This window comes from Chelatococcus sp. GCM10030263, assembly GCF_042666455.1.
In the GTDB taxonomy this organism is placed as follows: Bacteria; Pseudomonadota; Alphaproteobacteria; order Rhizobiales; family Beijerinckiaceae; genus Chelatococcus.
Genome location: NZ_JBHTDB010000005.1, coordinates 1038054 through 1063586, shown reverse-complemented (window position 1 = coordinate 1063586; position 25533 = coordinate 1038054). Strand labels below are relative to the sequence as shown.

The window sequence follows — 25533 nt, the reverse complement described above, 5'->3', positions numbered from 1 at the left end:
CGCGGACGCAGGCCTTGCGCCCGCAGGAGATGGCAATGAAGGTTTATATCCTCGACAAATTTCATCCGGCCGGCGTCGAACTCATGAAGCAACACGCCGACGTCGTGCTGTGGGACGACCCCGATGCGGTCGGCTGGCACCGGGACGCCGATGCCATCATGGTGCGCATGTGGCCCTTGACCGCGGACGATTTCGACAAGGCCACCCGTTTGAAAGTCGTGGCGAAGCAGGGGGTCGGCGTCAACACCATCGATCTCGATGCGGCGCGTCGCCGTGGCGTCACCGTCTGCAACACGCCGGGCGTGAACAGTGAGGCTGTGGCCGAGATGGCAATGGCGCTCACCCTTGCCGTGTCACGGCGAGTGGCGGATTTTGCCGCCCGTATCCGTGCCGGCGAGGTGGTCGAGCGAGCCGACGCGCTCGGCCTCGAGCTCTGGGGCCGCACCGTCGGCGTGGTCGGCATGGGCAATATCGGGACGCGTGTGGCGCGCAAATGGCGCGGCGCCTTCGAGACTCCCCTTCTGGCCTACGATCCCTTCGCCCCCCGCGACGCCTGGGCGGACATCCCCCACGAGCGCGTCGGCGACTTGTCGACACTGCTGAAGCGGGCCGACGTGGTCACGCTTCATCTGCCGCTCACCGCTCAGACACGACATCTCATCGGGGCCGCCGAGCTTGCCGTGATGAAGCCGCAGGCCGTTCTGGTGAACGTCTCGCGCGGCGGCATCGTGGATGAAGACGCGCTCTATGAGATCCTGAAGGCGGGCCGGCTTTTCGGCGCCGGCCTCGACGTGTTCGAGGTCGAGCCGCCGACCTTGGCCAACCGGCTCGTCTCCCTGCCTAATGTGGTCGCGACGCCGCATGCCGCTGGCTCCACCGAAGAAACCCAGGCACGCAGCTCGCAGCTCGTCGCCGAACAGTTGCTCGACGTGATGGCGGGCAAGGAACCGCTCAGCCGCGTCGCCTGACCTAAAAAGCACAATTGAGGAAGCGATCCCATGTCTTCAGCATCTGTTGCCGTTCCCAATCCCGCCAGAGACCGCATGGCGGCCGGTGAGATCGCCCTCGGCATGAACGTGCGCCTCGGGCACAACGGCGACATCGCCCGCATCGCCAAGGCAACCGGGCACGACTTCATCTTCATCGACATGCAGCATTCGCTGTTCACCACGGAGACCGTCGGACACATGGCACAGGCAGCGCTCGGCTGCGGAATAGCGCCGATGGTGCGTGTGCGGGCGCCGGACGACCCCAATGTTCCGCTGTTGCTCGACAACGGGGTCACCGGCATCATCTTCCCTGACGTCGAGACGGCCGATGACGCGCGCCGCGCGGTGAACGCAGCCAAATTCGCGCCCGTCGGGCAACGCTCGGTCTGCGGTGGCTATCCCTATTTCAACTACGCCCCGACGCCCCTCGATCAGGCGATTTCCGCCATGAACGAGGCGACCCTCGTGGTGTGCATGATCGAAACGGTGAAGGGCCTCGAGAACGTCGAGGCGATTGCCGCCGTGGACGGCGTGGACGTGGTCCATGTGGGCAGCAATGATCTCCTGGTCTCCATGGGCAAGCCCGGCCGTTTCGGCGATCCCGAGATCATGGCCGCCATAGAGCGGGTGATCGACGTGGCGGCCGCTCACGGCCGCTATTCCGGTTTCGGCGGCGACCGCAACCTCGAACGTCAGGTCCAGCTGATCCGCCGCGGCGCGCGCTTCCTGACCACCCAGACCGATATCGGTTTTCTGATGGCCGAGGCGAACCGCGTCACGGGTGGGCTGCGCGAGGCGCTCGCGGCCAAGGCTGCCTGAGCTCGGAGCCGCGATCATGTATGCTGCTCCGCCGCTCGTCGAAACACAGGTCTTTGCCCGTGTGCCCGACCACCTGCGCCGCACCGATAATCCCGTCATTCGCGGGGGCCATGCCCGCGACTGCTTCCTGGAGGGGCCGTCCTTCGACCGCGCGGGCAATCTCTATTGCGTGGATATTCCCTATGGCCGCATCTTCCGCATCTCGCCGGGCGGCGAATTCGACGTGGTGTGCGAATATGACGGCACGCCGAACGGGCTGAAGATCCACAAGGACGGGCGGATCTTCATCACCTGCAACAAGAACGGCATCATGCTGCTCGATCCCGGATCCGGCCGCATCGAGCCCTATCTCGAAAGCGGGCTGCACGAGCGCTTCCGCGGCACGAATGATCTGATCTTCAGCCGCGATGGCGACCTCTACTTCACCGACCAGGGTCAGACCGGCCTGCAGAACCCCGCCGGGTGCCTTTACCGCCTGTGCGCAACCGGACAGCTCGACCGGCTTCTCGACAATGTGCCGAGCCCGAACGGCCTTGTGCTCGACGCCGCTGAGCAGACGCTCTATCTCGCCGTCACGCGCGCCAACAACGTGTGGCGGGTGCCGCTCAATCTTCTCGACAACGGCGCCGTGTCGCGGGTCGGCGTCTTCATCCAGATGTCCGGCGGAACCGGGCCGGATGGCATGGCCATGGCGACCGACGGAAGCCTCGCCGTGGCTCATGTGGGCATGGGCACCGTCTGGCTGTTCAGCAAACTCGGGGAGCCTATCGCCTGCATTCGTTCCTGTCGCGGCCTGCTGACCACGAATGTCGCCTTCGGCGGTCGCGAAGGCCGCACGCTCTACATCACCGAATCCGAGACCGGACACATCCTGACGGCCGAACTGCCGGTCGCGGGGCTGCCGCTCTATTCGCACCAATAAACCCCGAAGGGGGACACAAGAGGGAGGATCGATCATGAGGCATCTCGGCAAGGCGGCCTTTGCCGCTTTCTGCGTGGGGCTCGCCACCTTCGGCGCTACCGCCCCCGCCCGCGCGGAGGTCAAAGAACTGCGCATCGGCGGCCAGCCTGGCCTGCCCTATCTGCCCTTCCTCGTAATGGAGCATTTCAAGCTCATCGAGAAACATGCCGCTGCCTCGAAGCTGGGCGAGCTCAAGGCGAGCTGGATCACGCGGGCGGGCCCCGCCGAGCTGATCGATGCCATGCTCGGCGGTCGGCTCGACATGATCGGCGCCGGCGTACCCTCGCTGGCGACGCTCTACGACAAGACTGCCGGCACCAGCCGCGAGGTCAAGGCGCTCTGGGCCTTGCAATCCATGCCATTCTACCTCGTCACCAACAATCCCCAGGTGAAGACGCTCCGCGATTTTACCGAGAAGGACAAGATCGCCGTCCCCTCGGTGAAGGTGTCGAGCCAGGCGATTGCCCTGCAGATGGCGGCCGCGCAGGTCTGGGGGCCGGAGAACTACGCCAAGCTCGACGCGCTGACGATCTCACGAGGCCATCCCGATGCAGCGACTGCACTCATGAGCGGCAGCGGCGAGATCACAGCACATTTCGCCTCCTCGCCCTTCTATTATTTTGAACTGGCCGATCCCAAGATCCACAAGGTCCTGACCTCCTATGAGATCACCGGGGGCGAGCACACGAACGGGGTCCTCCTCGCCACGAGTGCATTCTACAAAGCCAATCCGGAGGTCTGCGCCGTGGTACGCGCCGCGGAGGAAGAGGCCAATGCGTTCATCAAGGCCCATCCGCGCGAGGCCGCGGAAATCTATATGAAGGCCACGAACGACAAGACACAGCAGCTCGACGATGTCGCCAAGATGATCGCTGACCCGGAGGTCAACTACACCACCACGCCTTTGAACATCATGAAGATTGTAAGCTTCATGTACCGGACCGGCTCGTACAAGAACCAGGCGAAGCAGTGGCAGGATCTGTTTCACGCCTCCGCGCAGGGGCTATCCGGAAGCTGACGGACGGCCCGTGCTGGACAAATGATCACAAGAATGGGGAGGACGGCCATGAGGAACGCCAATTCGATCCGGCGCGGATTGTCCGCATTCTGTGCGGCGATGCTTTGCACAGTCGCCGCCGGCTTTCCTGCGAAAGCGGAGGTGCAGGAGGTGCGGATCGGCCGCCAGCCGGGCTTGCCGTTCCTGCCCCTGATGATCATGGAACACGATCATCTGGTGGAGAAGCACGCGGCCGCCGCGGGAATGCCCGGTCTGAAGGCGACCTATATCACGCTCGCCGGGCCGAGCCAGCTCAACGACGCGATGCTGGGCGGCCGCCTCGATATGTTCGGCAACGGCATGCCCTCGCTGTTCACCTTATGGGACAGGACGGTGGGCACGCCGCGGGAAGTAAAGGGGCTGTGGTCGCTCCAGTCGATGCCGCTCTATCTCGTAACTCGCAACGACTCCGTCAAATCCATTAAAGATTTCACGGAAAAAGACAAAATTGCGGTTCCGGCGGTAAAAGTCTCGGTCCACGCGATGGTGCTGCAAATGGCAGCTGCAAAGGAATGGGGGCAAGAGAACTTCGCCAAGCTCGATCCACTGACCATCAGCCGCACGCATCCCGACGCCACGGTGGCCCTCATCAGCAACAGCGGCGACGTGAGCAGCCATTTCGCCTCCTCGCCCTATTACTATTACGAGCTGGCAACGCCCGGGATCCACAAGGTGCTGACCTCCTACGAGGTACTGGGGCATCCCCACACCAACGGCGTAATGATCGCCATGACGAGCTTCGTCACCGCCAATCCCAAGGCGGTCGCCATCGTCCGCGCCGCTCAGGAGGAGGCGAATGCCTTCATCAAGGCCAATCCGCGCGCGGCCGCCGAGATCTATCTCGCGATGAACAACGACAAGGCCACGGTGGACGACCTCACCAAGATGGTCGCAGATCCCGAGGTCGAGTACACGACCGTGCCTGCGGGCGCCATGGACTTCGCGACCTTCATGTACAGGATCGGCGCCATCAAGCACGAGCCCAAGGCCTGGACGAACATGTTCCACGCGACCGCAGCGGACCTGCCCGGCAACTGACCTGCGGCGTCGCAGAAGGCTTTTTGAAAAACTGAGCCATCTGTTGCCGGCAGCCACCAAGAATGCCCGTTATATCCTCGGCGGGAAAGACAACTGGACGATTTAGGAGCGTTATGAAAAGCGCGTGCTGCCCCAGCAAGAGCATCTTCTCGAAACATCTAATCATGAACACATGCACATCCGAAACATCGTTTTCTTTACACTGATGTCTCAGAGCAATGACAAGCCCACACAGAGGTCAATCCATGGGAGAGCGAAAGTCGATACGCATCGGATCAGGCGCGGGAACATCGGACGATCGCATGGTGCCGGCTCTTGAACTCGCGGAACGCGGGCATCTCGATTATCTGGTATTCGAATGTCTGGCCGAGCGTACGGTCGCGCGCGAGAACCTGTCGCGCACGAGGGATCCGGACAAGGGCTACACGCCGTCTTTGCACGAACGGCTGCGGATGGTGCTGCCTACCTGCATCGAGAAGAACATCCGTATCGTCAGCAATATGGGGGCGGCCAATCCGCTGGGCGGTGCGCGTGCCGCGCGGCGGGAGGCGCGAGACCTCGGGCTCGGAGACGTACCCGTGGCGGTGGTGCTGGGCGACGATGTCATTTCCGTCATTCGCCATCGTCCCGAGCTGATGATCCTGGAGACGGGTGAGCCGCTCGAGGCGATCATGCCCAAAGTGGAATCCGCCAATGCCTATCTAGGCGCCGATGTGATCCGCGAAGCGCTCGGCACGGGTGCTCCCATCGTGCTGACCGGGCGCGTCGCCGATCCTTCCCTGTTTCTCGCCCCAATGCTGCACGAGTTCGGCTGGTCTTACGACGACTATGCTCTGTTGGCGCAGGGCACCGCCGCAGGCCATCTCCTGGAATGCACGGCCTCGGTTACTGGCGGATGTTTCGGCTGGCCCGGCAAGAAGGACGTGCCAGACCTTGCCAATGTCGGTTATCCGCTCGCGGTCGTCGGTGATGACGGCTCGGTTGTAGTGACGAAGACCCCGGGCTCGGGCGGGCGCGTGGACGTCATGACCTGCACCGAGCAGCTCATTTACGAGATGCACGACCCGACCGCCTATATCACGCCGGACTGCGTGCTCGACATCACCGGACTGAGCCTCACTGACGAGGGCCCCGACCAGGTGCGCGTGACCGGCGCCCGGGGACGGCCGCGAACGGATACGCTGAAGGTCACGATCGGCTATGCCGAAGGCTATATCGGTGAGGGGGAAGTCTCCTACGGGGGCATCGATGCGGTGGCCCGTGCCAAATGGGCGGCGGAGATCGTACAAGAGCGCCTGCGCCGCCGCGGCTTCACCTATGAGGACTTCCGGGTGGACCTCATCGGCATGTCGAGCCTACACGGCGACCCTGATTCCCGTCCCGAACCCTACGAGGTGCGCCTGCGCCTTGCCGGCCGGACGAGTGACCATAAGGCGGCCCATGCCATCGGCTTCGAAACCCGTGCCATGCACATCCATGGCCCCGGTGGGGCGGGCGGAGCCTGCGAGCCACGGGTGCGCGACGTCCTCGCCGTGAAATCCGTGCTGCTGCCGAGACAGTTCGTAAACCCACAGATCGCAGTGGAGGGCAATTTATGAGCGTTCGCGTCTATGATCTCGCCCATTCACGTACCGGCGACAAAGGGAACACCTCGAACATCTCGGTCATCTGCTATGACGAGAACAACTGGGACTTCCTGCGCCGGGAATTGACCACTGAGCGCGTGCTCCACGCATTTCGGCATATCGCGCAGGGACCCGTGCGGCGTTATGAGATCCCCAACCTGAAGGCTTTCAACTTCGTGATTGATAACGCGCTTGGCGGCGGCGTCACGCGCTCCCTCGCTCTGGACATCCACGGCAAAAGCCTCTGCAATGTGATGCTGGCGATCGAACTGCCAGACCCGCCGTCGAGGGAATTTGCATGAACGCGCCATTGCGTCTCAATCCGCGGATCATGTTGATCCACGCCTTGCGAGAGGCCGTGGCGCCTATCCATGCTGCCTTCAACGCCAACTGGCCGGCGGCACGAATCTACGACGTGCTGGACACGTCCTTATCAGACGATCTCGCCGCCGACGGCAGCATCACGCCGGGCATGATCGAGCGGTTCCGGTCGCTCGGGAGCTACGCCGCGGGCGCCGGCTCTCCCGCCGGCGGAACAGATGCCGTCCTGTTCACCTGCTCTGCCTTTGGCGCGGCAATCGACGCGGTGAAGGCCGACCTCGCCATTCCCGTGCTGAAGCCGAACGAAGCGGCGTTCCGGCAGGCCCTCGATCGCGGTCCGAGGATCGCCCTCATCGTCACCTTTCCGCCCGCTCTGCCCGCTATGGCGACGGACATGCGTCAGTTGGCTGACACCACCGGCAGCGACCTCAAGCTCGAAGGCTGCATCGTGGAAGGCGCTCTCGACGCGCTGAAGGCCGGGGATGCCGGCCGCCATGATGCACTCATTGCCGATGCGGTGCGCCGCTTGCCACCGGTGGACGCCGTCGTGCTCGGACATTTCTCCATGGCCCGCGCCGCCGGGGCGGCGTCCGGCGCGACAGCGGCGCCGGTCATCACAACGCCGGACAGTGCCGTGTCTTTGCTGCGCAGCCTGCTGGCCCCGTCCATATCATCAACAGGACAGCCCTATGACGCAGCTTGAATCCTCGGCGAGGAAAGCCGCAATCCTTCGCCCCGAAGAGATCCCGGCGCGCGATCGCGGCGGTGGTGCCAAGACGATCCCGCTCGTGACGCGCAAGACCGGAGCCACGGCCTTCATCAACGGCATTACGATCTTTGCACCGAACGCTGCCATTCCGCTCCACAGCCATAACTGCGACGAGAGCGTCATGCTGTTGGAAGGTCGGGCCTTTGCCGAGATTGATGGCGTGCAGCACGAACTGCAGCCGGGAGACACCACCTTCATTCCTGCAAATCTGCCCCACCGCTTCATCAATCGATCTTCGACCGAGGCTATGAAGATCCTTTGGATCTATGCCTCTATCGATGCGACCCGCACCATCATAGAGACCGGCGATACCCGCTCGATCGACGAGGAGCACAAGGCCCGGACCGTCTGAGGGGTCCGATACGAACACCTCGAATGACTTCGACAGATTGAAAATTGAACTTGCCGCTGCGGGGCGAGGCAAACGGCGAGAGCAATCGTCCCGCGTCTGCCGTCGTCCTGGACACTCATACGCGGAGCCTTTGTCCTTATCGTCTGCCTTGCATTTCTTGCCTTCCTGTTATTCCTCGAGAACTACTTTTTGCTCGAATCCACGACCATCACAGCCACACTCGGCATCTCCATGACGTGGCGCGTTCTGGCGATGCCGGTGGGCTTCGGCCTGATGCTCGTGATCGCGTTGCTGCAAACCAGGAAGTACACGCTCAGCCATCGAGGCCTTGGCCGAGTTGGCGCGCGGCGTCGGGTGGTTTCGGACAAAGCCGTGACGCGCCGATAAAGGCGTCCACGCTGATCAGGGAAATCGAACGGGCCACCGACAGCGGCCCGCGCCCACAACGATAAGCCCGAGGGAGGGTCTGATGTCGGCTCAAGAAAGCGCAATCAGGAAAGCATCGGTCCGGCTCGTGCCGTTTCTGTGCCTGTTGTATTTCATCTCTTATCTCGACCGCGTGAATATCGGCTTTGCCGCATTACAGATGAACGCGGACGTCGGCATTTCGGCCGCCGCCTACGGCCTCGGCGCGAGCATGTTCTTCGTCGGCTATCTCCTGTTCGAGGTGCCAAGCAATCTGGTGATGGAAAAGGTTGGCGCGCGGCGGTGGCTGGCGCGCATCATGATCACCTGGGGCCTCGCCTCGGTTGCCATGATGTTCGTTGTCGGCGAGAAGAGCCTTTACGCCATCCGCTTTTTGCTCGGCGTGGCGGAGGCGGGCTTCTTCCCTGCGGTCATCGTGCACCTCAGCCATTGGTTTCCGCGCGCCAACCGCGCCAGGGTCACCGGCCTGTTCTTCATCGCCGTTCCTCTTTCGAGCGTTCTCGGCGCGCCGGTTTCGACCGCACTCCTGGATTACACCCACGGCTTTGGCGGGCTACAGGGCTGGCAATGGATGTTCCTGCTCGAGGGCTTGCCGGCCGTTCTGATCGGCATCTCCTGCCTGTGGTATCTGGTCGACCGGCCTGCCGAGGCCAAATGGCTCACGCCCCAAGAGGCACGAAGCCTCCAGGATGTGCTCGACCGGGAGAAGGCGGAAACCGAGGCGCAGCGCAAATATCATTTCCTCGAAGTCTTCACTCATCCACGGGTCGTCATTCTCGCATTAGTGCTGCTGTTGACAGTCTCCGGATCTTATGGGGTCGGATTCTGGATGCCGCAGATCATCAAGCTCTTTACCACATCGAATATGGCAGTCGGCTGGATAACCTCCGGCATCTACCTCCTGTCTGTCCTCGGCATGATCGGGCTCACCCGCTATTCCGACGCGACCGGCCAGCGCGTTGCCCCCGTCGCGATCTCGACGGCGGTGGGCGGCATCGGCTTTCTGCTGTGCATGAGCCATTTCGATTCGCCGATGATCGCCATCACTGGCCTCGCCATCGCCTGCATGGGCACCTTCTCGGCCCTGCCGGTGTTCTGGACCAATCCGTCGACTTTTCTGACGGGCACGGCTGCGGCGGTGGCCATCGCCTTCATCAACTCGGCGGCGCAGCTCAGCGGCATCGCGGTGCCCTGGTTCATCGGCCTGAGCAGGGAAGCGACAGGCGGCTTCGAAATGGCGATCGGCGGGCTTGGGCTCTCGCTCTTCCTCGCGAGCGCTGCAATCCTCTGTTTCAAGATGCTCGGAGGGGCGGCCGCAGCGGCGGCTGCGAGCCGCTCGGCCAAGATCGCGCCCTAGAGCGGCCGCGCAGCTGAGGCGAATGCCTAGGGGAGAGCCGGCGCCGCGGTCGGCTGCTGCCAGCGCATCGTGCCGGACACCTTTTCGCCGATCATGATGGTCGCGGCATCGGTGTTGGACGAGATCAGGGCGGCATGATCGAGCTGTCGCAGACGCGCAGGCCATTGATGCCGCAGACCCTGAGCTGCGGATCGGCCACCGCATCGGCGCCAATACCCATGCGGCAGCTCCCGACCGGATGATAGGCGGTGCGCGCCGCCGTGCGAAAGTTGCGAGCTCGGCACGGGTGTGGACGGCGCTTCCCGGCAGGTGCTCGCGGGCTATGTAGGACGTGAACCCGCTCTGGGACAGGATCTCGCGGCGCATCATGACGCCGTCGGCCGTGCGTTCGATACCACCGTGAACCAGCGGCTTCCGCAGCAGTGCGTAGCAGGCTACAGCCATGCGAATCTGAAGGGCGGGATCGAACGGAGCCTCCAGAATGTGGCAGTCGAGATGCTCGATTTTGGGCAGCTTCACTGCCCGCCCACCGATCTCTATTATCGCCCCGAAGTATTCGACACCCTGGACTGTCTCGTCGCCGGGATAAGCTCCGCAACTATGGCGTCAACGTCGAGGAGGCGCTCAGGGCGATCGAATATCCGGGCGCCATCAGCGTCCAGATCATCTTCAACATCTTCCGCCAGCGGCCGATCGAAACCTTCATCGACGCCACCAGCGCTGGTGAGACATGCCGCTCGGGTAGCTCCGCGTCTCGAGACGAGGCTCAAGCCACTTTCGAGGTCTCGCCCTCTGCGAGGCAGACTTCGGTAATGCGCAAGCCGTCCGCAGTGATGCGAGACGGGAAGCGATCGCGCAGGCGCTCCTCATGCACGGGGATGATGCGGTGGGAATCGTAGTCCACCTGCTTCATCATCTCTTCGGTCGCGAGCACCAGGTTGGTCTGGCTTCCGACCGCGAGCCCGACCGGCACATAGATCGGCCCTGCTGCATCGACGGCGGCTCCCGGTCCCTCGACATTGTCGAAGACATAGACGAGGTCGCCGGCCAGCACCCAGCTGTCGGTCGAGGCGCTCTTGCCGTCGTTGCGCACGGTCACCCACATCGAGCCGAAGGTGTGGCTGTCGAAGGCGGGATGGAGGTCGATGCCCGGCAGAACGTCCGATTGCGCGCCGTCGACGGTCACGAGACGGCGCTGGCGGGCAAGGTCGAGGCCGCGCACGATGTCGCCGGGATCGACGGCCGTCATCATCCACCGCATCCGGTCGGGCAGCGACATCGCCCAGGTCCATTTCGCGATTTCGCGCTCCTGGATATAGAAGGTCGCCTTCGGGAAAGCTTCGACATTGCCGAAATGGTCGAAATGCGCGTGGGTCACGAAGACCGTGTCCACGTCCGCCGGGCTGAGCCCGACACCGGCGAGAACAGCCTCTGGCGAGCGCCAGTTCTCGACGGCGAAGCGGTCGCCCAGAACCTTGCCATAGTCCTTGTCGTTATAGCCGACATCGACCATGGCGATATGGTCTTCGCCTTTGATCAGCGCATAACAGTAGGGCAGCTTGACGTAGCCCTGGTTATGAGCGCCGTAGAGAACACCACTCTTGTGGTAATCTTTCACGAAGCTGTATTCGAGAATCCAGATCGAATAGTTTCCCATGACGTTTCTTCCCTGTTCATCCTGATATTGACGGCCGGCGCGCAGCAGCCGCAGGCCTGACGAAAATCGACCATGGTAAGGCCGGCATCGACATCGCTGGCCGCGACGAGCGCGCGATGGGCCGCAGCGACCGCGTCGCTCGCCCGGTCGAGGGCTGCCTCGCCACCGCCCGCTTCGCCGAAGCGGCTGAATTCGGTGAGGCAGAGATCGAGCCGGTCCAGCGTGGCGGCGAGCGCCTGCCGATGCCGGCCGAGACCGCCCGGTGCAGCGAGCGCGCCAAGCACTTCTTTGGCCGCGGCGAGCCGCTCGCGGGCAAGGGGGAGGTCCGGCAGGTCGAGCACGTCGCGGCTGCGGCTCAACCGCACGAGGATGAGGAGCCCGGCGAGTTGCCCGACGAGCCGTCGGCCAGCCTCGAAGACCTCTGCTGCTCCGGCGCGATAGGCGGCAACCTGCTCATCGTTCACCGGTTCTACGCGGGGCGCGTCGTCGACCGCGGCAGCTTCGAAGGCCGGAGCCACCGCCGCCGCGACCGCCGTGCAATCGCTGCGGTGGATGGTCACTGCCCGCAGGAAGAGATCGCTCGTGCGGTTACGGCTCATCATCTGCGACGTCACTCTGTTCTGCGGCGATCGGTCGTGGTCTCGCGCTCGATGAGCCCGGCCGGCGGTATGCGATGCACGTAAGGGCCCTCCGGCGCGTGATTGGCGAGCTTGTCGACCAGAGCGACGGTGGCGGACAGCATCTGGTCCACCGGCTGCCGGACCGTGGTGAGCCCATGCGACGGCCAAGCGGCCATCGCGATATCGTCGAAACCGACCACGGACAGGTCGTCGGGAATGCGCAGCCACACTTCCCGGCGGATGCCGTCCATGAAGCCGATCGCCAGGATGTCATTGGCGCAGAAGGCGCCGTCCGGCCGCGGCGAGAGCTCGGCAAAGGCGGAAGCCGCGGCATAGCCGGCCTCATAGGAGAAGAGCCCCGCCTCGATGCATTGCGGCGCCGGCAGGCCCCGTTGCAGCGCACGCGCGACGAAGCCTGCGCGCCGTTCGAGATTGGTCGAGGCATCTGGCCGTCCGGCGACATAGAGGAGGCTGCGATGCCCACGGTCGATCAGATAATCGGCCACCAGGGCGCCGCCTGCTTCGTTGTCGCAGGAGACGCCGAAGGCATCGTCATCCTTCGAGAGGCGGTTGAAGAAGATGACGGGCGTGCCGGCTTCGCCGCAGGCGCGCTGCGCATCGGTCGAGATCTTCGTGGCGAGTATAATGACCAGATCCGGCTGGTAGGTCAGCAGTACGTGCAGGGCATCATCGATATCGCCACTGGCGGAAGAGGCGACCAGCATGACGTTCATGTCGATCGCCGCGAGGTCCTCGCTGAGCCGTGTCACCACCTCCGGATAGAAGGGATTAGTGATGTCCGAGACCACGAGTCCGACAATGCGTGTGCGTTTAGTGATCAGGCTTCTGGCGAAGGGGTTGGGCCGGTAGCCGATTTCGCGAGCGCGCGCGAGCACCTGATCGCGCGTGTCCTTGGCGATGATGGCGTGCGGATGAAAGGCCCGCGAGACTGTGGAGACGGACATGCCGAGTTCCCGCGCCAGATCCTTCACAGTGACACGCGGCTTACGCGTCTTCTTGCCGCCAACCGGTGCCATGCCTCACCTCCGCCAGACGCAACCGCCGTTCTAGGCGGCGTTGCGGCCGCCGAATCGACGAACGCGAATCTTGGCTTGCTCGGCATGGCCGGAGAACCCTTCGAGCTCGCACAGCCGCGCGCAATATTCGCCGACGAGCGCGCTCGCCTCGTCCGTCAGCACCCGCTGATAGGTGCAGGTCTTGAGGAATTTCCCCACCCACAGGCCGCCGGTGTAGCGAGCCGCCTTCTTGGTCGGCAGCGTGTGATTGGTGCCGATCACCTTGTCGCCGAAGGCGACATTCGTGCGGCTGCCGAGGAACAGGGCACCGTAATTCGTCATTTTTTCGAGGAAATAGTCCGGGTCGCGCGTCATGACCTGGACATGTTCCGAGGCGATGCGATCGGCCTCCTGCACCATCTCTTCGTAGGTGTCGCAGACGATGACCTCGCCGAAATCGGTCCAGGCCTTGCGGGCGAGTTCGGCGGTCGGCAGCACCTGGAGCTGGCGCTCCACTTCGGCCACGGTCTCGCGCGCAAGCTTCTCGGAATTGGTGAGGAGAACTGCCGGCGAGGTCGGCCCGTGCTCGGCCTGGCCGAGGAGATCGGTCGCGCAGATCTCCGCATCGACGCTGTCGTCGGCGATGACCAGCGTCTCGGTGGGCCCCGCGAAGAGATCGATGCCGACACGGCCGTAGAGCTGACGTTTGGCCTCGGCGACGAAGGCATTGCCCGGGCCGACGATCATGTCGACGGGCGCGATCGTCTCGGTGCCCAGCGCCATCGCCGCCACCGCCTGCACGCCGCCGAGCACATAGATGTCGTCCGCCCCGGCGAAATGCATCGCCGCCACGATCGCCGGATGCGGACCGCCCTTGAAGGGCGGCGCGCAGGCGATCACCCGCGAGACGCCGGCGACCTTCGCCGTGACGATGCTCATATGGGCCGATGCGACCATCGGATATTTGCCACCCGGCACGTAGCAGCCGACCGCATTGACTGGAATGTTGCGGTGACCGAGCACGACGCCCGGCAGCGTCTCCACTTCGAGGTCCGTGATGGTGGCCCGCTGCTTCTCCGCGAAATTGCGCACCTGGGCCTGCGCAAAGCGGATGTCGTCGAGGTCGCGTGCATCGAGCTTCGACAATGCCGACTCGATCTCTTGCGGGGACAGGCGGAAATTCTGCGGCGACCAGTTGTCGAATTTTTCCGACAGTTCGCGGACGGCGGCATCGCCCCGCGCTTCCACATCCGCGAGGATGGCTTCGACGGTCGCGCGGACCTTTGCGTCCGCCGCGGCGACTGCACCCGCGTCCTGACCACGCTTGAGATATCTCGGCATTCTGGAACCTCAGTTGAGAGGCGGGCGGCCAGCGGCCGCCCGCCGATGGCTATCAGGGGGTGACGGTCGGCTGAACCTTGGTCAGCTTGTAGAGATCAGCCGGCGGTTCGCATTTCTGGCAGTTGATGCCCGGCTCGTTCGAGGCCTTCGGAACATCGCTCGGCAGCGGCTTGATGGTCGCGCCCGGGGTGGGCTTGCCTTCGAGGGCCGACTGGATCGAGAGTTCCGGAAGCAGCGTCGGGCTGAAAACTTCCGTCACGAAGGACGACGGCACGACGCCGTCGGGAAAGGTGTTGCAGCCGTCTTCGAAGGTCTGCCCCTTGCAGAGCTTGACCTGATCGGCCGGAACCCAGGGCAGCGGAAATTCGATGTTTCCGGGCTCGAGCGTGCGTTGGCCGGTGAGGATTTCCATCATCAGCTTGAACGCATAGCCGGCGGTCGCAGGCGGAGAACCGGCGGAGACGCCCTTGAGGCCGCGCTTCTGGTAGTCGGGATTGGCGAGCGCAAGGCGAAAGCCGTTGGAGTTCTCGCCGGTCATCGGCACGAGCTTGTTGCCCTTGTCGAGCAGCGCTTGGATCGCGCCGTATTCGCCGGCTTGGGCCCAGATGCCGTCGACATCCGGATGGGCAGCGAGCGCTTTCGCGGTTTCTTGCTGGGTCGTGCGGTCGTCCCAATAGGAATAGTATTCGGCGACCACCTGAATGCCCGGATATTTCTTGAAGACAGACATGGCGCCGTCGGTATGGCGCTTGTCGACGGAATTGCCGGGCACGCCGCGGCTCAAGAAGATCTTGCCCTTGCCGCCGAGTGCATTGACGAGCGCCTGCGCCGTGTTCTCGCCGAATCCCGCAGTGATGTAGCTGACGTTATAGGCGCAGGGCTCGGTGACCGTGGCGTCGTACATGAAGAATTTGACGCCCTTTTCGCAGCCGCGATGGATGACGCGGTTAAGCGCGGTCGACGAGATGGGAAAGCCGATGATGCCGTCCGCCTTCGCTGAGATCATGCTCTCGTAGGCGGCGATCTGGGCCTGTGGATCGGTGCCGGAAATCACCTCCGTCAGCTCGACCATCTTGTCGTAGGGCGGCGTCTTGGCCAGCGCCTTGACGATATTCGCAGCCTCCGACTGCCAGGAATTACCGCTGTAGCTGAGGCTGAGATAGATCTTGTACTTCTTCTCCTGAGCTGCGGCGTCCTGCGCAAGCAGCGAAAGGCCGAGCGCTGCCGTGCATAGAGCCGCGGCGCCCACCCTCATCGTCTTCTTCCAGCTAATCATGCGTCTCTCCCTAGCGTCGACCGCCGTTTCCCTCGTGAGAACATTCTCATGCAGACGTCCAATGAGCCGGGCGCGCGCGGTCCTCAGCGCGCCCTGCGTTTCAACCAGGCGAAGGTGTTTTCCCGCAGAAGCAGCAGCGCGATCAGGATGATCGAGCCCTCGATGACCGTCCGCCATCCTTGGGGAATGCCGAGCGCGGCAATGACCGTGCTGAGCGTTGTGAGCAGAATGGCGCCGCCTATCGTCGCGACGAAGCTGCCGCTGCCGCCGAGAATCGACGAGCCGCCGACAACCACCGCCGCGATCGACGGCAGCAGATAGTCGTCGCCCATGCGCAAGGTGGCGCCATTGGCATAGCCGACCAGCATCATGCCGGCGAAGGCGGCCGCTCCGGCGCTCGTCATATAGGCCGCGACGGTCGACAGGCCGACGGGAATGCCGGCGACGCGGGCCGCCGCCGGATTGGCGCCGATCGCCGTCAGCCGGCGGCCGAAGGACGTGCGGCTCTGAACGGCAGAACCTGCGATCGCGAACAGGAGGACGAAGAGGAGAATGAGGGGCAGGCCGACGAGCTCACCTTTCATGAGTTCGACCAGCAGCGGAGGCGCTGCGCCGCGCGGCGTGCCGCTCGTATAGCCGAGCGCCGCCGACGCGGTGATGATGCCGGTCGCCATCGTCATGATGAAGGGCGGAATGCGCAGCAGAACCACGCCGAGGCCGCTGATGCCGCCGATGGCGGCGCAAATCAGCAGGACCGCCGGAATGAGGAGCTCGCTCGATCCCTCCGCGGCCCCGATCCATGTGGTCGTCAACACGCCACCGAGCGTGATCAGCGCTGGAGCGGATAGGTCGAGTCCGCCGGTCAGGATGACGATGCCCTGGCCGAAGGCGACCACGATCAGGAAGGATGCCAGCATCATGATCGTGTTGAGATGGTCCCAGGAGCCGAGGGCAGGACTGACGAAGCGCGAACAGAGCAGAAGAAGGAGACTGATCGCGAAGACGGACAGGGTGGTGATAGTCTCCGGGCGCCATTTGGCCGTACCGCGATTGTCCGCCGCGGCCGCTGTCTGGTGGCGGTTCACGTCGGCGGTGGGCATCGCCTGGTCCTGCTGCAGGGGAGTTTCGATCATGCCCCCCTCCCCCCGCTGACGAGGCGCGTCACCAACCCGCCGAAGATAACGGCGAGGATGAGGACGGCGCCCTGGAAGATCCCGGTGTAGAAGGACGAGACCCCGCCGGCGAACAGCACCTTCTGCAGAAGCATGAGGGTCGCTGCGCCGATAATGCTGCCGACGAGGCCGCCGCGCCCGCCCGACAGGGAGGTGCCGCCGAGAGCGACAGCCGCGAAGGTGAGCAGCAGGAAGGATGTCCCGCCGTTCGGATTGCCGGTTGCCGTCTGCGCGCTCAACATGAAGCCGGCGAGACCGAACAACATGCCGGCGCCAATGAAACTGACGAAGCGGGTTCGCACGACCGATACACCGGAGAGCCCGGCAGCCGTCTCGTCGGCGCCGACCGCATAAAGTGCGACGCCGACATTGGTCCGCGTGAAGACGAGCCAGAGCAGGACGACGGCGAGAACGATCAAGCCTGAGATCGGCACGACGCCGAAGGCGAGGTCCGTCAGCTCGTAGCTGACGAAATCGGCGACGGTGCCGCCCGGCGCGTCGAGAATGACGAGCGCTAGCCCCTGGCAGATGATCATGGTCGCGAGCGTCGCGGCAATCGACTGCAGGCGCAGAACACCCACGAGATAGCCGTTGACGGTGCCGACGAGACCGCCGATCGCCAGGCAGATCAGCAGGCTCGCGAACGCCCCCCAGGGGCCGTCGAGCGGATAGACGGCCATCACAACATTGGTCAGGGAAATGACGCCGGCAATCGAGAGGTCGAAGCCGCGGGCCAAAACCACCAGCGTCTCGCCGGCTGCGGCGATGGCGAGCGGTGTTGCGTTGTTGCTCAGATTGAGCGCCGTGTCGACTGTCAGGGCCGTCGAATCCCAGAAAGAATAGACGGCATAGAGGACGACGTAGAGCGCAGCTATGATCCCCGTGCCGCTCGCCAGACCGCGACGGATCCGCTCGGCCAACGGATGGGTCAGCCGCTGGCGCGGCGCGTCCAGGGCAAGCCCGGTGCTCATTGGAGGCTCCCCGAAAGTGCCGCATCCGCGGCGCTCGCGTGACCCGTCAAGGCGGCCACGAGTGCGCGTTCCTCGATGTCCTCACCCGCGAACTCGGCGAAAACCTGCGCGCCATAGAGCACGAGGCAGCGATCGGCGAGCCGGGTCAGCTCCGGCAACTCCGAGGAATAGAGCACGACCGCGCCGCCGCCGGCCGCAAAGCCTTCGATCGCCGTATAGATCGCTTGCTTGGTGCCGACGTCGACCCCGCGCGTCGGGTCGTAGAGAAGGAGGATCCGGGCACCCGTCGCGAGCACGCGCGCCAGAAGCGCCTTTTGCTGGTTGCCGCCCGATAGCTCGGCGATGCGAAAGCCGAGATAACGGGTGCTGAGCTCGACAGCATCAGCGGAGCGGGCTGCGGCAGCCCCTTCGGAGGCCGGCGAGACGAAGCCCGCCCGGCTCATGCGCTGCAGGATGGGCAGGACGATATTGGCGGCCGTGGCTAGCGTCGGGAAAATGCCCTCCGTCTTGCGCTCCTCCGGGAGGAAGCCGAGCCCCTGCGCGATGGCGGCCCGCGGGCTTTTCGGATGGACGGGCTGGCCGTCGACCCGGATTTCTCCCGCCTTCATGCGCTCCAGCCCCACGAGTGTGCGGAAGAGCTCGCGCTGGCCCTGTCCGTCGAGGGCGGCGATGCCGAGGATTTCCCCCTGCTTCACCTCGAAGGAAACGTCCCGGACCTTGCTGCCGGATAGGCCGCGGACCGCCAGCGCGGTTCGGGCTTCGATGCGTCCGCTTCGCCTGCGTTCGGCAATGGTCTCCGAGCGGCCGACCATCAATTCGAAAATGTCGGAATCGCTCGCGTCCGCCAAATCGACCTGTGCAACGGAGCGGCCGTTCCTCAGCACCGTCGCGCGCTGGCACAAGGAGCGCACCTCGCCCAACCGATGGGAAATGTAGAGCACCGCCGTGCCGGCGGCAGTCGCTTCATGGATCAGCTCGAACAGCCAGTCGACGTCGGGCAGCGCCGCCGTCGGCTCGTCGAGCACCAGCACCTTGTCCGCCCGGTCGAGCGCACGCACGATCTCGAGCCGCTGCCGTTCGGCGAGCGACAGGCTGGCGATGTCGGCGATCGGTGAAATCTCGGTCAGACGATAGCGCGCGAGGATGGCAGCGGCCGCCTCGGCGGTGCGACGCGGGGAGACCAATCCGAGACGGTCGCGCTGCATGGTCGGCAACATCAGGGCTTTCGCGACCGAGAGATTGGGTGCGAGGCTTAGTTCCTGGAAGGCGGTTGCGACGCCGGCGCGCCAGGCATCGCGGATAGAGCCGGGCGCATAGGACGCACCTTCGAGCTGCATGGCGCCGGTGTTCGGGCGGACGACGCCGCTCAGGATCTTCACGAGCGTCGACTTGCCGGCACCATTCTCGCCGAGCAGCGCATGGACTTCGCCGGCCCGCAAACCGAGTGAGACGCGCTCGAGCGCAACTGTGGCGCCATAGCTCTTGGCGACCTCGGTCACGGCCAGTTGCGGCGCTTGTCCTGCCCTGAGCACGATCTCCCCCAGACGTTCTTTCCCGAATGAGAACGTTCTCACGAGAGATTTCACCGATTGAGGACGTTGTCAATGCGGAAAAGCGGCGAAAATTTGCGACAGCGTTTGGCGGCATGGACGGCTGCCGCGCCCCCCGTGGGCCGTCTCCCGGGCACAGCCACAGCAGCCATCCATCCCTATGATCAGGCAAGCTTGACCGTCGACCTGTCGACCTGTCATACAGGTCACAGAGAACACGTTAATGAACACTTGGGGGAGGAAGAAGCATGTCTCAGCCATCGATCTGCTTGCGGTTATCCGCCTGGCCTGTCGCGCCGAGGATGATGCTCGGAACGCTCGTCCTCGCAACCGGGCTGTCGGCGGCCGGACCGGCGCTGGCCGAAACCAGGGCGAAGCCTTTCGATGCCTGGCCGGAGCCAAAAATTCACGAGACGATCAGCGTGGACGAAGCCAAGGCGATCGTCGCGGAACGCACCAAGCCGCAGACCACGTGGAATGGGCCGACCTCAGGCCCCAAGGCCACGACGGAAGCCGTCACGGTCGTCTATGTCTCGGGTGATCAGTCCTATGTCTCGTTCGTCAACTGGGGCCGCGGCGTCGAGGAGGCCGCCAAGGCCCTCGGCTGGAAGTCGGTGGTCCTGAACGGCAAGGGCACGGTCACCGGCACGCTGGCGGCCATGCAGCAGGCGGTCTCGATGAAGCCCGCCGCGATCATCACCTCCGCCGATGCGAGCGCGCTCCAGGAGCCGATCAAGCAAGCGGTCGCGCAGAACATCCCGGTCATCGGCATCCATGCCACCGCGTTCCCAGGACCGGATCCGCAGACCAACCTCTTCGACAATATCACCTCGAATCCCGCCGAGATCGGCGAGACGCAGGCCGCCTATGTCATCGCGCAGTCCGACGGCAAGGCGAAGGTCTTCCACTTCCTCGATTCGAGCTTCGCCATAGCTCGGTTCAAGGCGAAAGCGGCCACCGACCCGATCAAGAACTGCTCGGGCTGCACCTTCGTCGAGATGGTGAACATCCCGCTCGCCGACCAGACGAGACGCATTCCCTCGATCATCTCGGGCATTATTGCCAATCAGGGCAAGGACTGGTGGGGCACCACCTGCTGCGACAACTTCTATCCCTATATGGCGTCTGCTCTGAGGGCCTCCGGCGTCGGGCCGGAGGATGTGCACCTCGTCGGCTCGGATGGCCCGCCCTCGGCCTATGACATGATCCGCAAGGGCACCTACGAAGTGGCGACCGTGCCCGAGCCGAGCACGCTTTTCGGCTACCAGGCGGTCGACGCCGTGGTGCGCGCCATGGCCGGCGAGGAGCCGTCCAAATTCGTGCAGCCGACCTATCTCGTAACCCGCGAGAACGCCGATATCGAGGGCGGCAAGAACAACGAGTTCATACCGAGCAACGGCTTTGCCTGCCACTATCTGAACATCTGGCGCGGCACGAGCAAGGATTGCTCGGCCCAGTAGGGCCAGGCACCCCGGCGAGCGAGTATTCCTGGATGACGACCACCGTGCCGGTGCTCGAGGCGAAGGACCTGACCAAGCGCTTCTTCGGCGCGCTTGCGCTCGATGGCGCGTCCTTCTCTCTCGCTGGGGGCGAGATCCACGCCCTCATCGGCGAGAACGGCGCCGGGAAGTCGACCTTCATCAAGGTGCTCGCGGGCGTCTACGACCTCGACGGCGGCGAGATCCTGCTCGACGGCGAGCCCGTCGATCCGCGCCAGCAGGCGCTGCCCATCGCCTTCGTCCACCAGGACCTCGCCCTCGTGGACGATCTCAGCGTCGGTGAGAACATCGCCCTCGTCGCCGGCTATCCCCGCCGCCGCGGCCTCATCGACTGGTCCGCCGTGATGGCCCAGGCCAAGCGGATCTACGGCATCATGCAGGTCGAGCCCATCGACCCCAACCGCCTCGTGGTCACGCTCAGCACACCGGAGAAGGCGATCCTCGGCATCGTCCGAGCGCTCGCGCACACGCCGCGCGTCCTCGTTCTCGATGAGCCGACGGCGTCGCTTCCCGAACATGATGCGGTCAATCTGTTCGAAGCCATGCGCCGCCTGAAAGCGGCGGGCACCAGCATCATCTATGTGTCGCACCGGCTCAACGAGCTCTTCGGCCTTGCTGACCGCGTCACCGTGTTTCGCGACGGCCGGCATGTCCATACGGCGCCAATCGCCGAGACCGCGCCAGAACGGCTCGTTGCCGAAATGCTCGGCCGGGCGGTGGAACTCGCGCGCCAGCGCCCGGCAAATGTGGCGCGCCGCGAGCCGGTGATCGCTGTCGAAGACCTGGTGGTCGAGCGACGCGGGCCCATCAGCTTCTCGGCGTCGGCCGGCGAGATCCTGGGGCTCGTCGGGCTCCGGGGCGGTGGCCAGGAGGCGATCGGGCGGTGCATCTTCGGCGCCAAACGCGCCGATGCGGGCCGCATCCACCTCGACGGGCGTGAACTTGCGCCGGATGGCGGCATCGCCGCACGGATCGAGGCCGGTATCGTTCTGCTGGCCGGCGACCGCACGCAGGAGAGCGCCTTCTCCGGCATGTCGCTCACGGAAAATCTCTTCGTGAATCCGCGCCTCGGCCATGGCACGCCGTGGCGCCTCTATTCGCCGGCGGCCGAACGGCGCCGCGCCCGGCAACTGCTGGAAACCTTCGATGTGCGGCCGCGCAACGAGACCTCGCTGATCGACTGGCTCAGCGGCGGCAACCAGCAGAAGATCTGCATGGCCCGCTGGCTCGAGGCCAAGGCGCGCGTCGTGATCCTCGAAGAGCCGACGGCCGGCGTCGACATAGGCGCGAAGCTGTCGATCCACGCCATGTTGCGCCGGGCCGCGAGCGACGGCGCGGCCGTCATCGTCGTCTCCTCCGACCTCGACGAGGTCGCCGCTCTCGCCACCCGGGCCCTGATCATCGATCGTGGGCGCGTGGCAAGCGAGCTCAGCGGCGCCGAGATCACCATGGACGAGCTTGTCGCCCGCTCCTCGCTCGGCGCCTCCCGTTCCACCGCAACCGCCTCGACCGAGCGCCGCCCATGACCAGTCCCGCTCCCGTCGCCGCAGATCGCGGCTCGGTGAAGTCCAACGCCGCCAAGCGCCTGTCCGAGTTCGTCGCGAGTTACGGCCTTGCGGTGGTTTTCCTGCTCGTGCTCGTCGTCTTCTCGGCACTGCGGCCGACGACCTTCCTGTCGAGCGGCAATATCGGCAATCTCCTGACGAGCCAGGCGGTGACGGCGCTGCTGGCCTTTGCCGTCATGATGCCGCTTGCCACCGGCCGCTTCGATCTGTCGGTCGGCTACCACGTCGGCATGGCCCAGGTGCTGATCGTCGGGCTACAGGTGAACAACCATCTGCCCTGGCCGGTCGCAGCGCTCGCCGTGATCGCGATCGGGCTAATCGTCGGGCTCGTCAACGGCATTCTGGTGACGCGCTTCAAGATCGATTCCTTCATCGCCACCATGGGCGTCGGCTCGCTGCTCTACGGCGTGTCGAACTGGTACACGGACGGCCAGCAGATCCCCGGCTTCGACCTGCCGGACGGCTTCGCCAACCTGTCGGCGATCGTCGCCGGCGTGCCGCTGCCGGCGATCTATGTGGCCATTGTCGCACTGGCGCTGTGGCTTCTGCTCGAACGCATGCCGATCGGCCGCAGCCTCTATGTCATCGGCTCCAACGCCAAGGCGGCGGAATTGTCCGGCATCAATGTGGCGGGCTGCGTCACCGGCGCCTTCATGGCCTCGGGGCTCTTGTCGGCGCTCAGCGGCGTGCTGCTCGCCAGCATCCTGCGCTCGGGCACGCCCTCGGTCGGCCAGGAATATCTGCTGCCGGCCTTCGCCGGAGCGCTGCTCGGTGCGACCTCGATCCGTCCCGGACGCGTCAATGTGGGGGGAACGCTGTTCGCTGTCCTCATCCTCGCCTTCTCCTTCTCCGGCGTGCAGCAGCTCGGGGCCGCCTTCTACGTGGAGTATTTCTTCAACGGCGGGATCCTCATCATCGCCGTCACCCTGTCGGTCTATGCGGCCGTCCGCCGGCGGCGTGCCGCGGTCGAGGCCTCGCGCTAACCTAGCATCCATCCAACGCACGCCGAGGATCTATCGGCACCCCACAGCCCCGTCGCGGCCAAAAGGACGTGTATTCAACGAATGCGGCCGGTAGAATACGGGTTCAACAATGGGAATGACCGGTGGCACCGACCAAGCTCGCGATCAAAAGGCACAGACTCTTCGATCAGGTGGCACAGCATCTCGAGCAGATGATCCTGTCCGGCGAGTTCGCGGTCGGCGAGGCCTTACCGTCCGAACGTGAGTTGATGGAACGCTTCGCCGTCGGCCGGCCGGCCGTCCGTGAAGCGCTGCTCTGGCTCAACAAGAAGGGCTTGATCTCCGTCAGTAGCGGAGAACGGGCGCGGGTGACGGAACCCGATCCCACCGACCTTTTGGAGCATCTGCGAACCGCCGCCACGCTCCTGGTGCGGCGGCCCGAGGGGATGCAGCTCTTCCAGCGGACCCGCCTCTTTACGGAGGTGGCGCTCGCGCGGGAGGCCGCCAATGCCGCGACCCCGGACGCGCTCGCGATGCTGAAGCAGCTGTTGGATGAGAACCGGGCGACCGCGCGCGACCTGGAGGCTTTCGCCCGTACGGATGATGCGTTCCATTTCGGGATCGCGAGCCTCTCCAGAAATCCGCTCGTGACCGCGCTTTACAACAGCGTGCTCGAGGTGCTCCAGGACCAACGCCACACGTCGCTGCGCCATCCCGAGGCGCTCGCCGCCGCCATCGGCTGCCATGAGCGCATCTTCGAGGCGGTCGTTGCCCGGGATCCGGATGGGGCCGAGCGGGAGATGCGGCGCCATCTCAGCGATGTCGAGCGCTTCTACTGGTCCGTGCGGCAGGATCGCACCGGGACGTGAATGGCTGGGCGCTCATGTGTCCTGCCGATTAGTCGGCCCGCTGTCTCGCAGCATCTGAAGGTGCTGAAGGAAGCCGAACTCGTTCGCGAGGAGCGCGCGGGGACCCGCCGGATCTATCATGCGGAGAGCGCGGCGCTGGGTGAGCTCAGGGCGTATGTCGACGAGATGTGGCGGTCGGCGCTCGGTTCCTTTTCCGATGCCGCTGACAAGCACGGCGAGGAACGATGAGCGCCACGATTAGAGCGTTTCCCATACCGCCGATCGTGAAGACGGCGACCGTACGCTGCACGCCCGCAACAGCGTTCCGGGTGTTCAGGTGCGCCTCCGAAGCGGCCCAGTAGGCAAAGCTTTGGCCGGCGATTGTGCAGCGCTTCACACACAAGCCGCCCGGCGCCGGCCGCGCCTATGCCGCCGGCACCGCCGGCATCAAAAGCGGCCGCAAGGCTAACAATGCATTAGGCTCAAACCGGACCACTCAATAGGGGCAGGCCAGGGCCGGGGCGCGCTGATGGCAGATATCGCTGGCATCGGGTGACATCGGAGTGCTTCATTTCCGATGCCCCGCGGCCTCAAGGATGAGGTTTGCGATCGTGTCTGGATGGGAGATCATCGAGACGTGGCTCGATTTGACCTCGATGGTCTTCGCACCCATGCGCTTGGCCATGAAGCGTTCGAGGTCGGGGTTGATCGTCCGGTCTTCGGTCGAGACGGCATAGAAGCTCGGCTTCGAACGCCAGGCAGCCTGCGCGGTCCTGCCCATGAGCAGTTCCTTGCGGAAGGGCTGCTGAACAGCGTAAAGCACCTTCGCCTCGTCCGCCGGCAGATCGCCGGCGAAGTCGCGCAGGAACGCCGCCTCGCTGAGCCGCCCCCACTCCCCGTCGAAGACGATACCGGCACTAGCCGGCGGCGTCGGATAAGTCTTGGCCAGGGCGCCGTAATCCTCGCCGGCGTCGGGCGCCCGCGCCGCGACATAGACCAAAGCCGATACATTCGGATGCACGCCGGCCTCGGTGACGATCATGCCCGAGAAGGAATGCCCGGCGAAGACGGTCGGGCCATCCTGCCGGTCGAGCACGCGCTGCGCGGCTGCGACCGCCTCGGGCAGGCTGGTCAAGGGATTCTGGACTGACGTGACGTTGAGCCCCGCCGTTTGCAATCGCGCGATGACCGCACTCCAGGAAGAGCCGTCGGCAAACAGGCCGTGTACCAGAACGACATTGCGGACCTTTGCCGGTGTGGCGGCAGCCATGCTGCGGGTCGACACCAGCGAAGCGGCGACGCCGCCCGCAAGGGCCGCAGAGAAAACACGCCTATTCATCAT

26 protein-coding genes are annotated in these 25533 nt (G+C 64.7%); 16 read left to right on the top strand and 10 right to left on the bottom strand.

Going from position 1 to position 25533, the window contains the following annotated elements; genetic code table 11:
- The first annotated feature begins 35 nt into the window (after positions 1-35).
- The 11 genes from ACFQU1_RS15145 to ACFQU1_RS15095 all read left to right on the top strand — a co-directional run bounded on the left by ACFQU1_RS15145 (position 36) and on the right by ACFQU1_RS15095 (position 9714).
- A complete protein-coding gene (locus ACFQU1_RS15145) occupies positions 36-968 on the top strand; it encodes a hydroxyacid dehydrogenase (RefSeq protein ID WP_378133932.1) in 933 nt (310 codons plus the stop codon).
- A gap of 30 nt (positions 969-998) precedes the next feature.
- Positions 999-1808: an HpcH/HpaI aldolase/citrate lyase family protein gene (locus ACFQU1_RS15140; RefSeq protein ID WP_378133930.1), complete on the top strand. Its 810-nt coding sequence runs from the start codon at positions 999-1001 to the stop codon at positions 1806-1808.
- A gap of 16 nt (positions 1809-1824) precedes the next feature.
- Positions 1825-2730 (top strand): SMP-30/gluconolactonase/LRE family protein, encoded by a 906-nt coding sequence (locus ACFQU1_RS15135; protein ID WP_378133928.1) that lies wholly within the window; start codon positions 1825-1827, stop codon positions 2728-2730.
- 34 nt (positions 2731-2764) lie between these two features.
- Positions 2765-3787 carry an ABC transporter substrate-binding protein gene (locus tag ACFQU1_RS15130; RefSeq protein WP_378133926.1) on the top strand — a complete coding sequence of 341 codons (1023 nt, stop codon included), beginning with the start codon at positions 2765-2767 and terminating at the stop codon, positions 3785-3787.
- A gap of 48 nt (positions 3788-3835) precedes the next feature.
- Complete coding sequence (locus tag ACFQU1_RS15125; protein ID WP_378133924.1) at positions 3836-4864, top strand: ABC transporter substrate-binding protein; 1029 nt, start codon at positions 3836-3838, stop codon at positions 4862-4864.
- 218 nt (positions 4865-5082) lie between these two features.
- Entirely contained in the window at positions 5083-6462 is a 1380-nt protein-coding gene (locus tag ACFQU1_RS15120) for an acyclic terpene utilization AtuA family protein (RefSeq protein WP_378133922.1), read from the top strand.
- Positions 6459-6791, top strand: a complete 333-nt coding sequence (locus ACFQU1_RS15115; protein WP_378133920.1) for a hypothetical protein — start codon at positions 6459-6461, stop codon at positions 6789-6791. The genes ACFQU1_RS15120 and ACFQU1_RS15115 overlap by 4 nt, the downstream gene beginning before the upstream one ends.
- Entirely contained in the window at positions 6788-7513 is a 726-nt protein-coding gene (locus ACFQU1_RS15110; protein ID WP_378133918.1) for an aspartate/glutamate racemase family protein, read from the top strand. Before ACFQU1_RS15115 ends, ACFQU1_RS15110 begins: the two co-directional genes overlap by 4 nt.
- The gene (locus ACFQU1_RS15105; RefSeq protein ID WP_378133916.1) at positions 7500-7931 is read left to right on the top strand and encodes a cupin domain-containing protein; all 432 of its coding nucleotides are present in this window, start codon (positions 7500-7502) and stop codon (positions 7929-7931) included. The genes ACFQU1_RS15110 and ACFQU1_RS15105 overlap by 14 nt, the downstream gene beginning before the upstream one ends.
- Before the next feature lie 84 nt (positions 7932-8015).
- Positions 8016-8318, top strand: a complete 303-nt coding sequence (locus tag ACFQU1_RS15100; protein WP_378134082.1) for a TRAP transporter small permease subunit — start codon at positions 8016-8018, stop codon at positions 8316-8318.
- A gap of 82 nt (positions 8319-8400) precedes the next feature.
- Positions 8401-9714, top strand: coding sequence for an MFS transporter (locus tag ACFQU1_RS15095; protein ID WP_378133914.1), 1314 nt, complete (start codon positions 8401-8403; stop codon positions 9712-9714).
- Positions 9715-9838: 124 nt separating this feature from the next.
- Here the strand turns inward: ACFQU1_RS15095 and ACFQU1_RS15090 are convergent, their stop codons facing one another.
- From ACFQU1_RS15090 to ACFQU1_RS15050, 9 genes are all read right to left on the bottom strand, one after another.
- Positions 9839-10312, bottom strand: coding sequence for a GMC oxidoreductase (locus ACFQU1_RS15090; RefSeq protein WP_378133912.1), 474 nt, complete (start codon positions 10310-10312; stop codon positions 9839-9841).
- Between the two features lie 168 nt (positions 10313-10480).
- A complete protein-coding gene (locus ACFQU1_RS15085; protein WP_378133910.1) occupies positions 10481-11371 on the bottom strand; it encodes an N-acyl homoserine lactonase family protein in 891 nt (296 codons plus the stop codon).
- Entirely contained in the window at positions 11329-11973 is a 645-nt protein-coding gene (locus ACFQU1_RS15080) for a hypothetical protein (RefSeq protein WP_378133908.1), read from the bottom strand. Before ACFQU1_RS15080 ends, ACFQU1_RS15085 begins: the two co-directional genes overlap by 43 nt.
- An 8-nt stretch (positions 11974-11981) precedes the next feature.
- A complete protein-coding gene (locus tag ACFQU1_RS15075; RefSeq protein WP_378133906.1) occupies positions 11982-13028 on the bottom strand; it encodes a LacI family DNA-binding transcriptional regulator in 1047 nt (348 codons plus the stop codon).
- Positions 13029-13058: 30 nt separating this feature from the next.
- Entirely contained in the window at positions 13059-14348 is a 1290-nt protein-coding gene (hisD, locus tag ACFQU1_RS15070) for a histidinol dehydrogenase (RefSeq protein ID WP_378133904.1), read from the bottom strand.
- Between the two features lie 52 nt (positions 14349-14400).
- On the bottom strand, positions 14401-15624 hold the full coding sequence (locus tag ACFQU1_RS15065) for a sugar ABC transporter substrate-binding protein (RefSeq protein WP_378133902.1): 1224 nt from the start codon (positions 15622-15624) through the stop codon (positions 14401-14403).
- Positions 15625-15707: 83 nt separating this feature from the next.
- Positions 15708-16757, bottom strand: a complete 1050-nt coding sequence (locus tag ACFQU1_RS15060) for an ABC transporter permease (RefSeq protein ID WP_378133900.1) — start codon at positions 16755-16757, stop codon at positions 15708-15710.
- Positions 16754-17767: an ABC transporter permease gene (locus tag ACFQU1_RS15055; RefSeq protein ID WP_378133898.1), complete on the bottom strand. Its 1014-nt coding sequence runs from the start codon at positions 17765-17767 to the stop codon at positions 16754-16756. Before ACFQU1_RS15055 ends, ACFQU1_RS15060 begins: the two co-directional genes overlap by 4 nt.
- Positions 17764-19341, bottom strand: a complete 1578-nt coding sequence (locus ACFQU1_RS15050; protein ID WP_378133896.1) for a sugar ABC transporter ATP-binding protein — start codon at positions 19339-19341, stop codon at positions 17764-17766. The genes ACFQU1_RS15055 and ACFQU1_RS15050 overlap by 4 nt, the downstream gene beginning before the upstream one ends.
- Positions 19342-19565: 224 nt before the next feature.
- Here ACFQU1_RS15050 and ACFQU1_RS15045 point away from each other — a divergent pair, with 224 nt between their 5' ends.
- From ACFQU1_RS15045 to ACFQU1_RS15025, 5 genes are all read left to right on the top strand, one after another.
- The gene (locus ACFQU1_RS15045) at positions 19566-20777 is read left to right on the top strand and encodes a substrate-binding domain-containing protein (RefSeq protein ID WP_378133893.1); all 1212 of its coding nucleotides are present in this window, start codon (positions 19566-19568) and stop codon (positions 20775-20777) included.
- 32 nt (positions 20778-20809) lie between these two features.
- A complete protein-coding gene (locus ACFQU1_RS15040) occupies positions 20810-22342 on the top strand; it encodes a sugar ABC transporter ATP-binding protein (RefSeq protein ID WP_378133891.1) in 1533 nt (510 codons plus the stop codon).
- Positions 22339-23364 (top strand): ABC transporter permease, encoded by a 1026-nt coding sequence (locus ACFQU1_RS15035; protein WP_378133889.1) that lies wholly within the window; start codon positions 22339-22341, stop codon positions 23362-23364. Before ACFQU1_RS15040 ends, ACFQU1_RS15035 begins: the two co-directional genes overlap by 4 nt.
- A 122-nt stretch (positions 23365-23486) precedes the next feature.
- A complete protein-coding gene (locus ACFQU1_RS15030) occupies positions 23487-24212 on the top strand; it encodes an FCD domain-containing protein (RefSeq protein WP_378133887.1) in 726 nt (241 codons plus the stop codon).
- The gene (locus ACFQU1_RS15025; protein WP_378133885.1) at positions 24213-24440 is read left to right on the top strand and encodes an ArsR/SmtB family transcription factor; all 228 of its coding nucleotides are present in this window, start codon (positions 24213-24215) and stop codon (positions 24438-24440) included.
- Positions 24441-24759: 319 nt separating this feature from the next.
- On the opposite strand, the gene ACFQU1_RS15020 is transcribed toward ACFQU1_RS15025, so the two are convergent.
- Positions 24760-25533, bottom strand: a complete 774-nt coding sequence (locus tag ACFQU1_RS15020) for an alpha/beta fold hydrolase (RefSeq protein ID WP_378133883.1) — start codon at positions 25531-25533, stop codon at positions 24760-24762.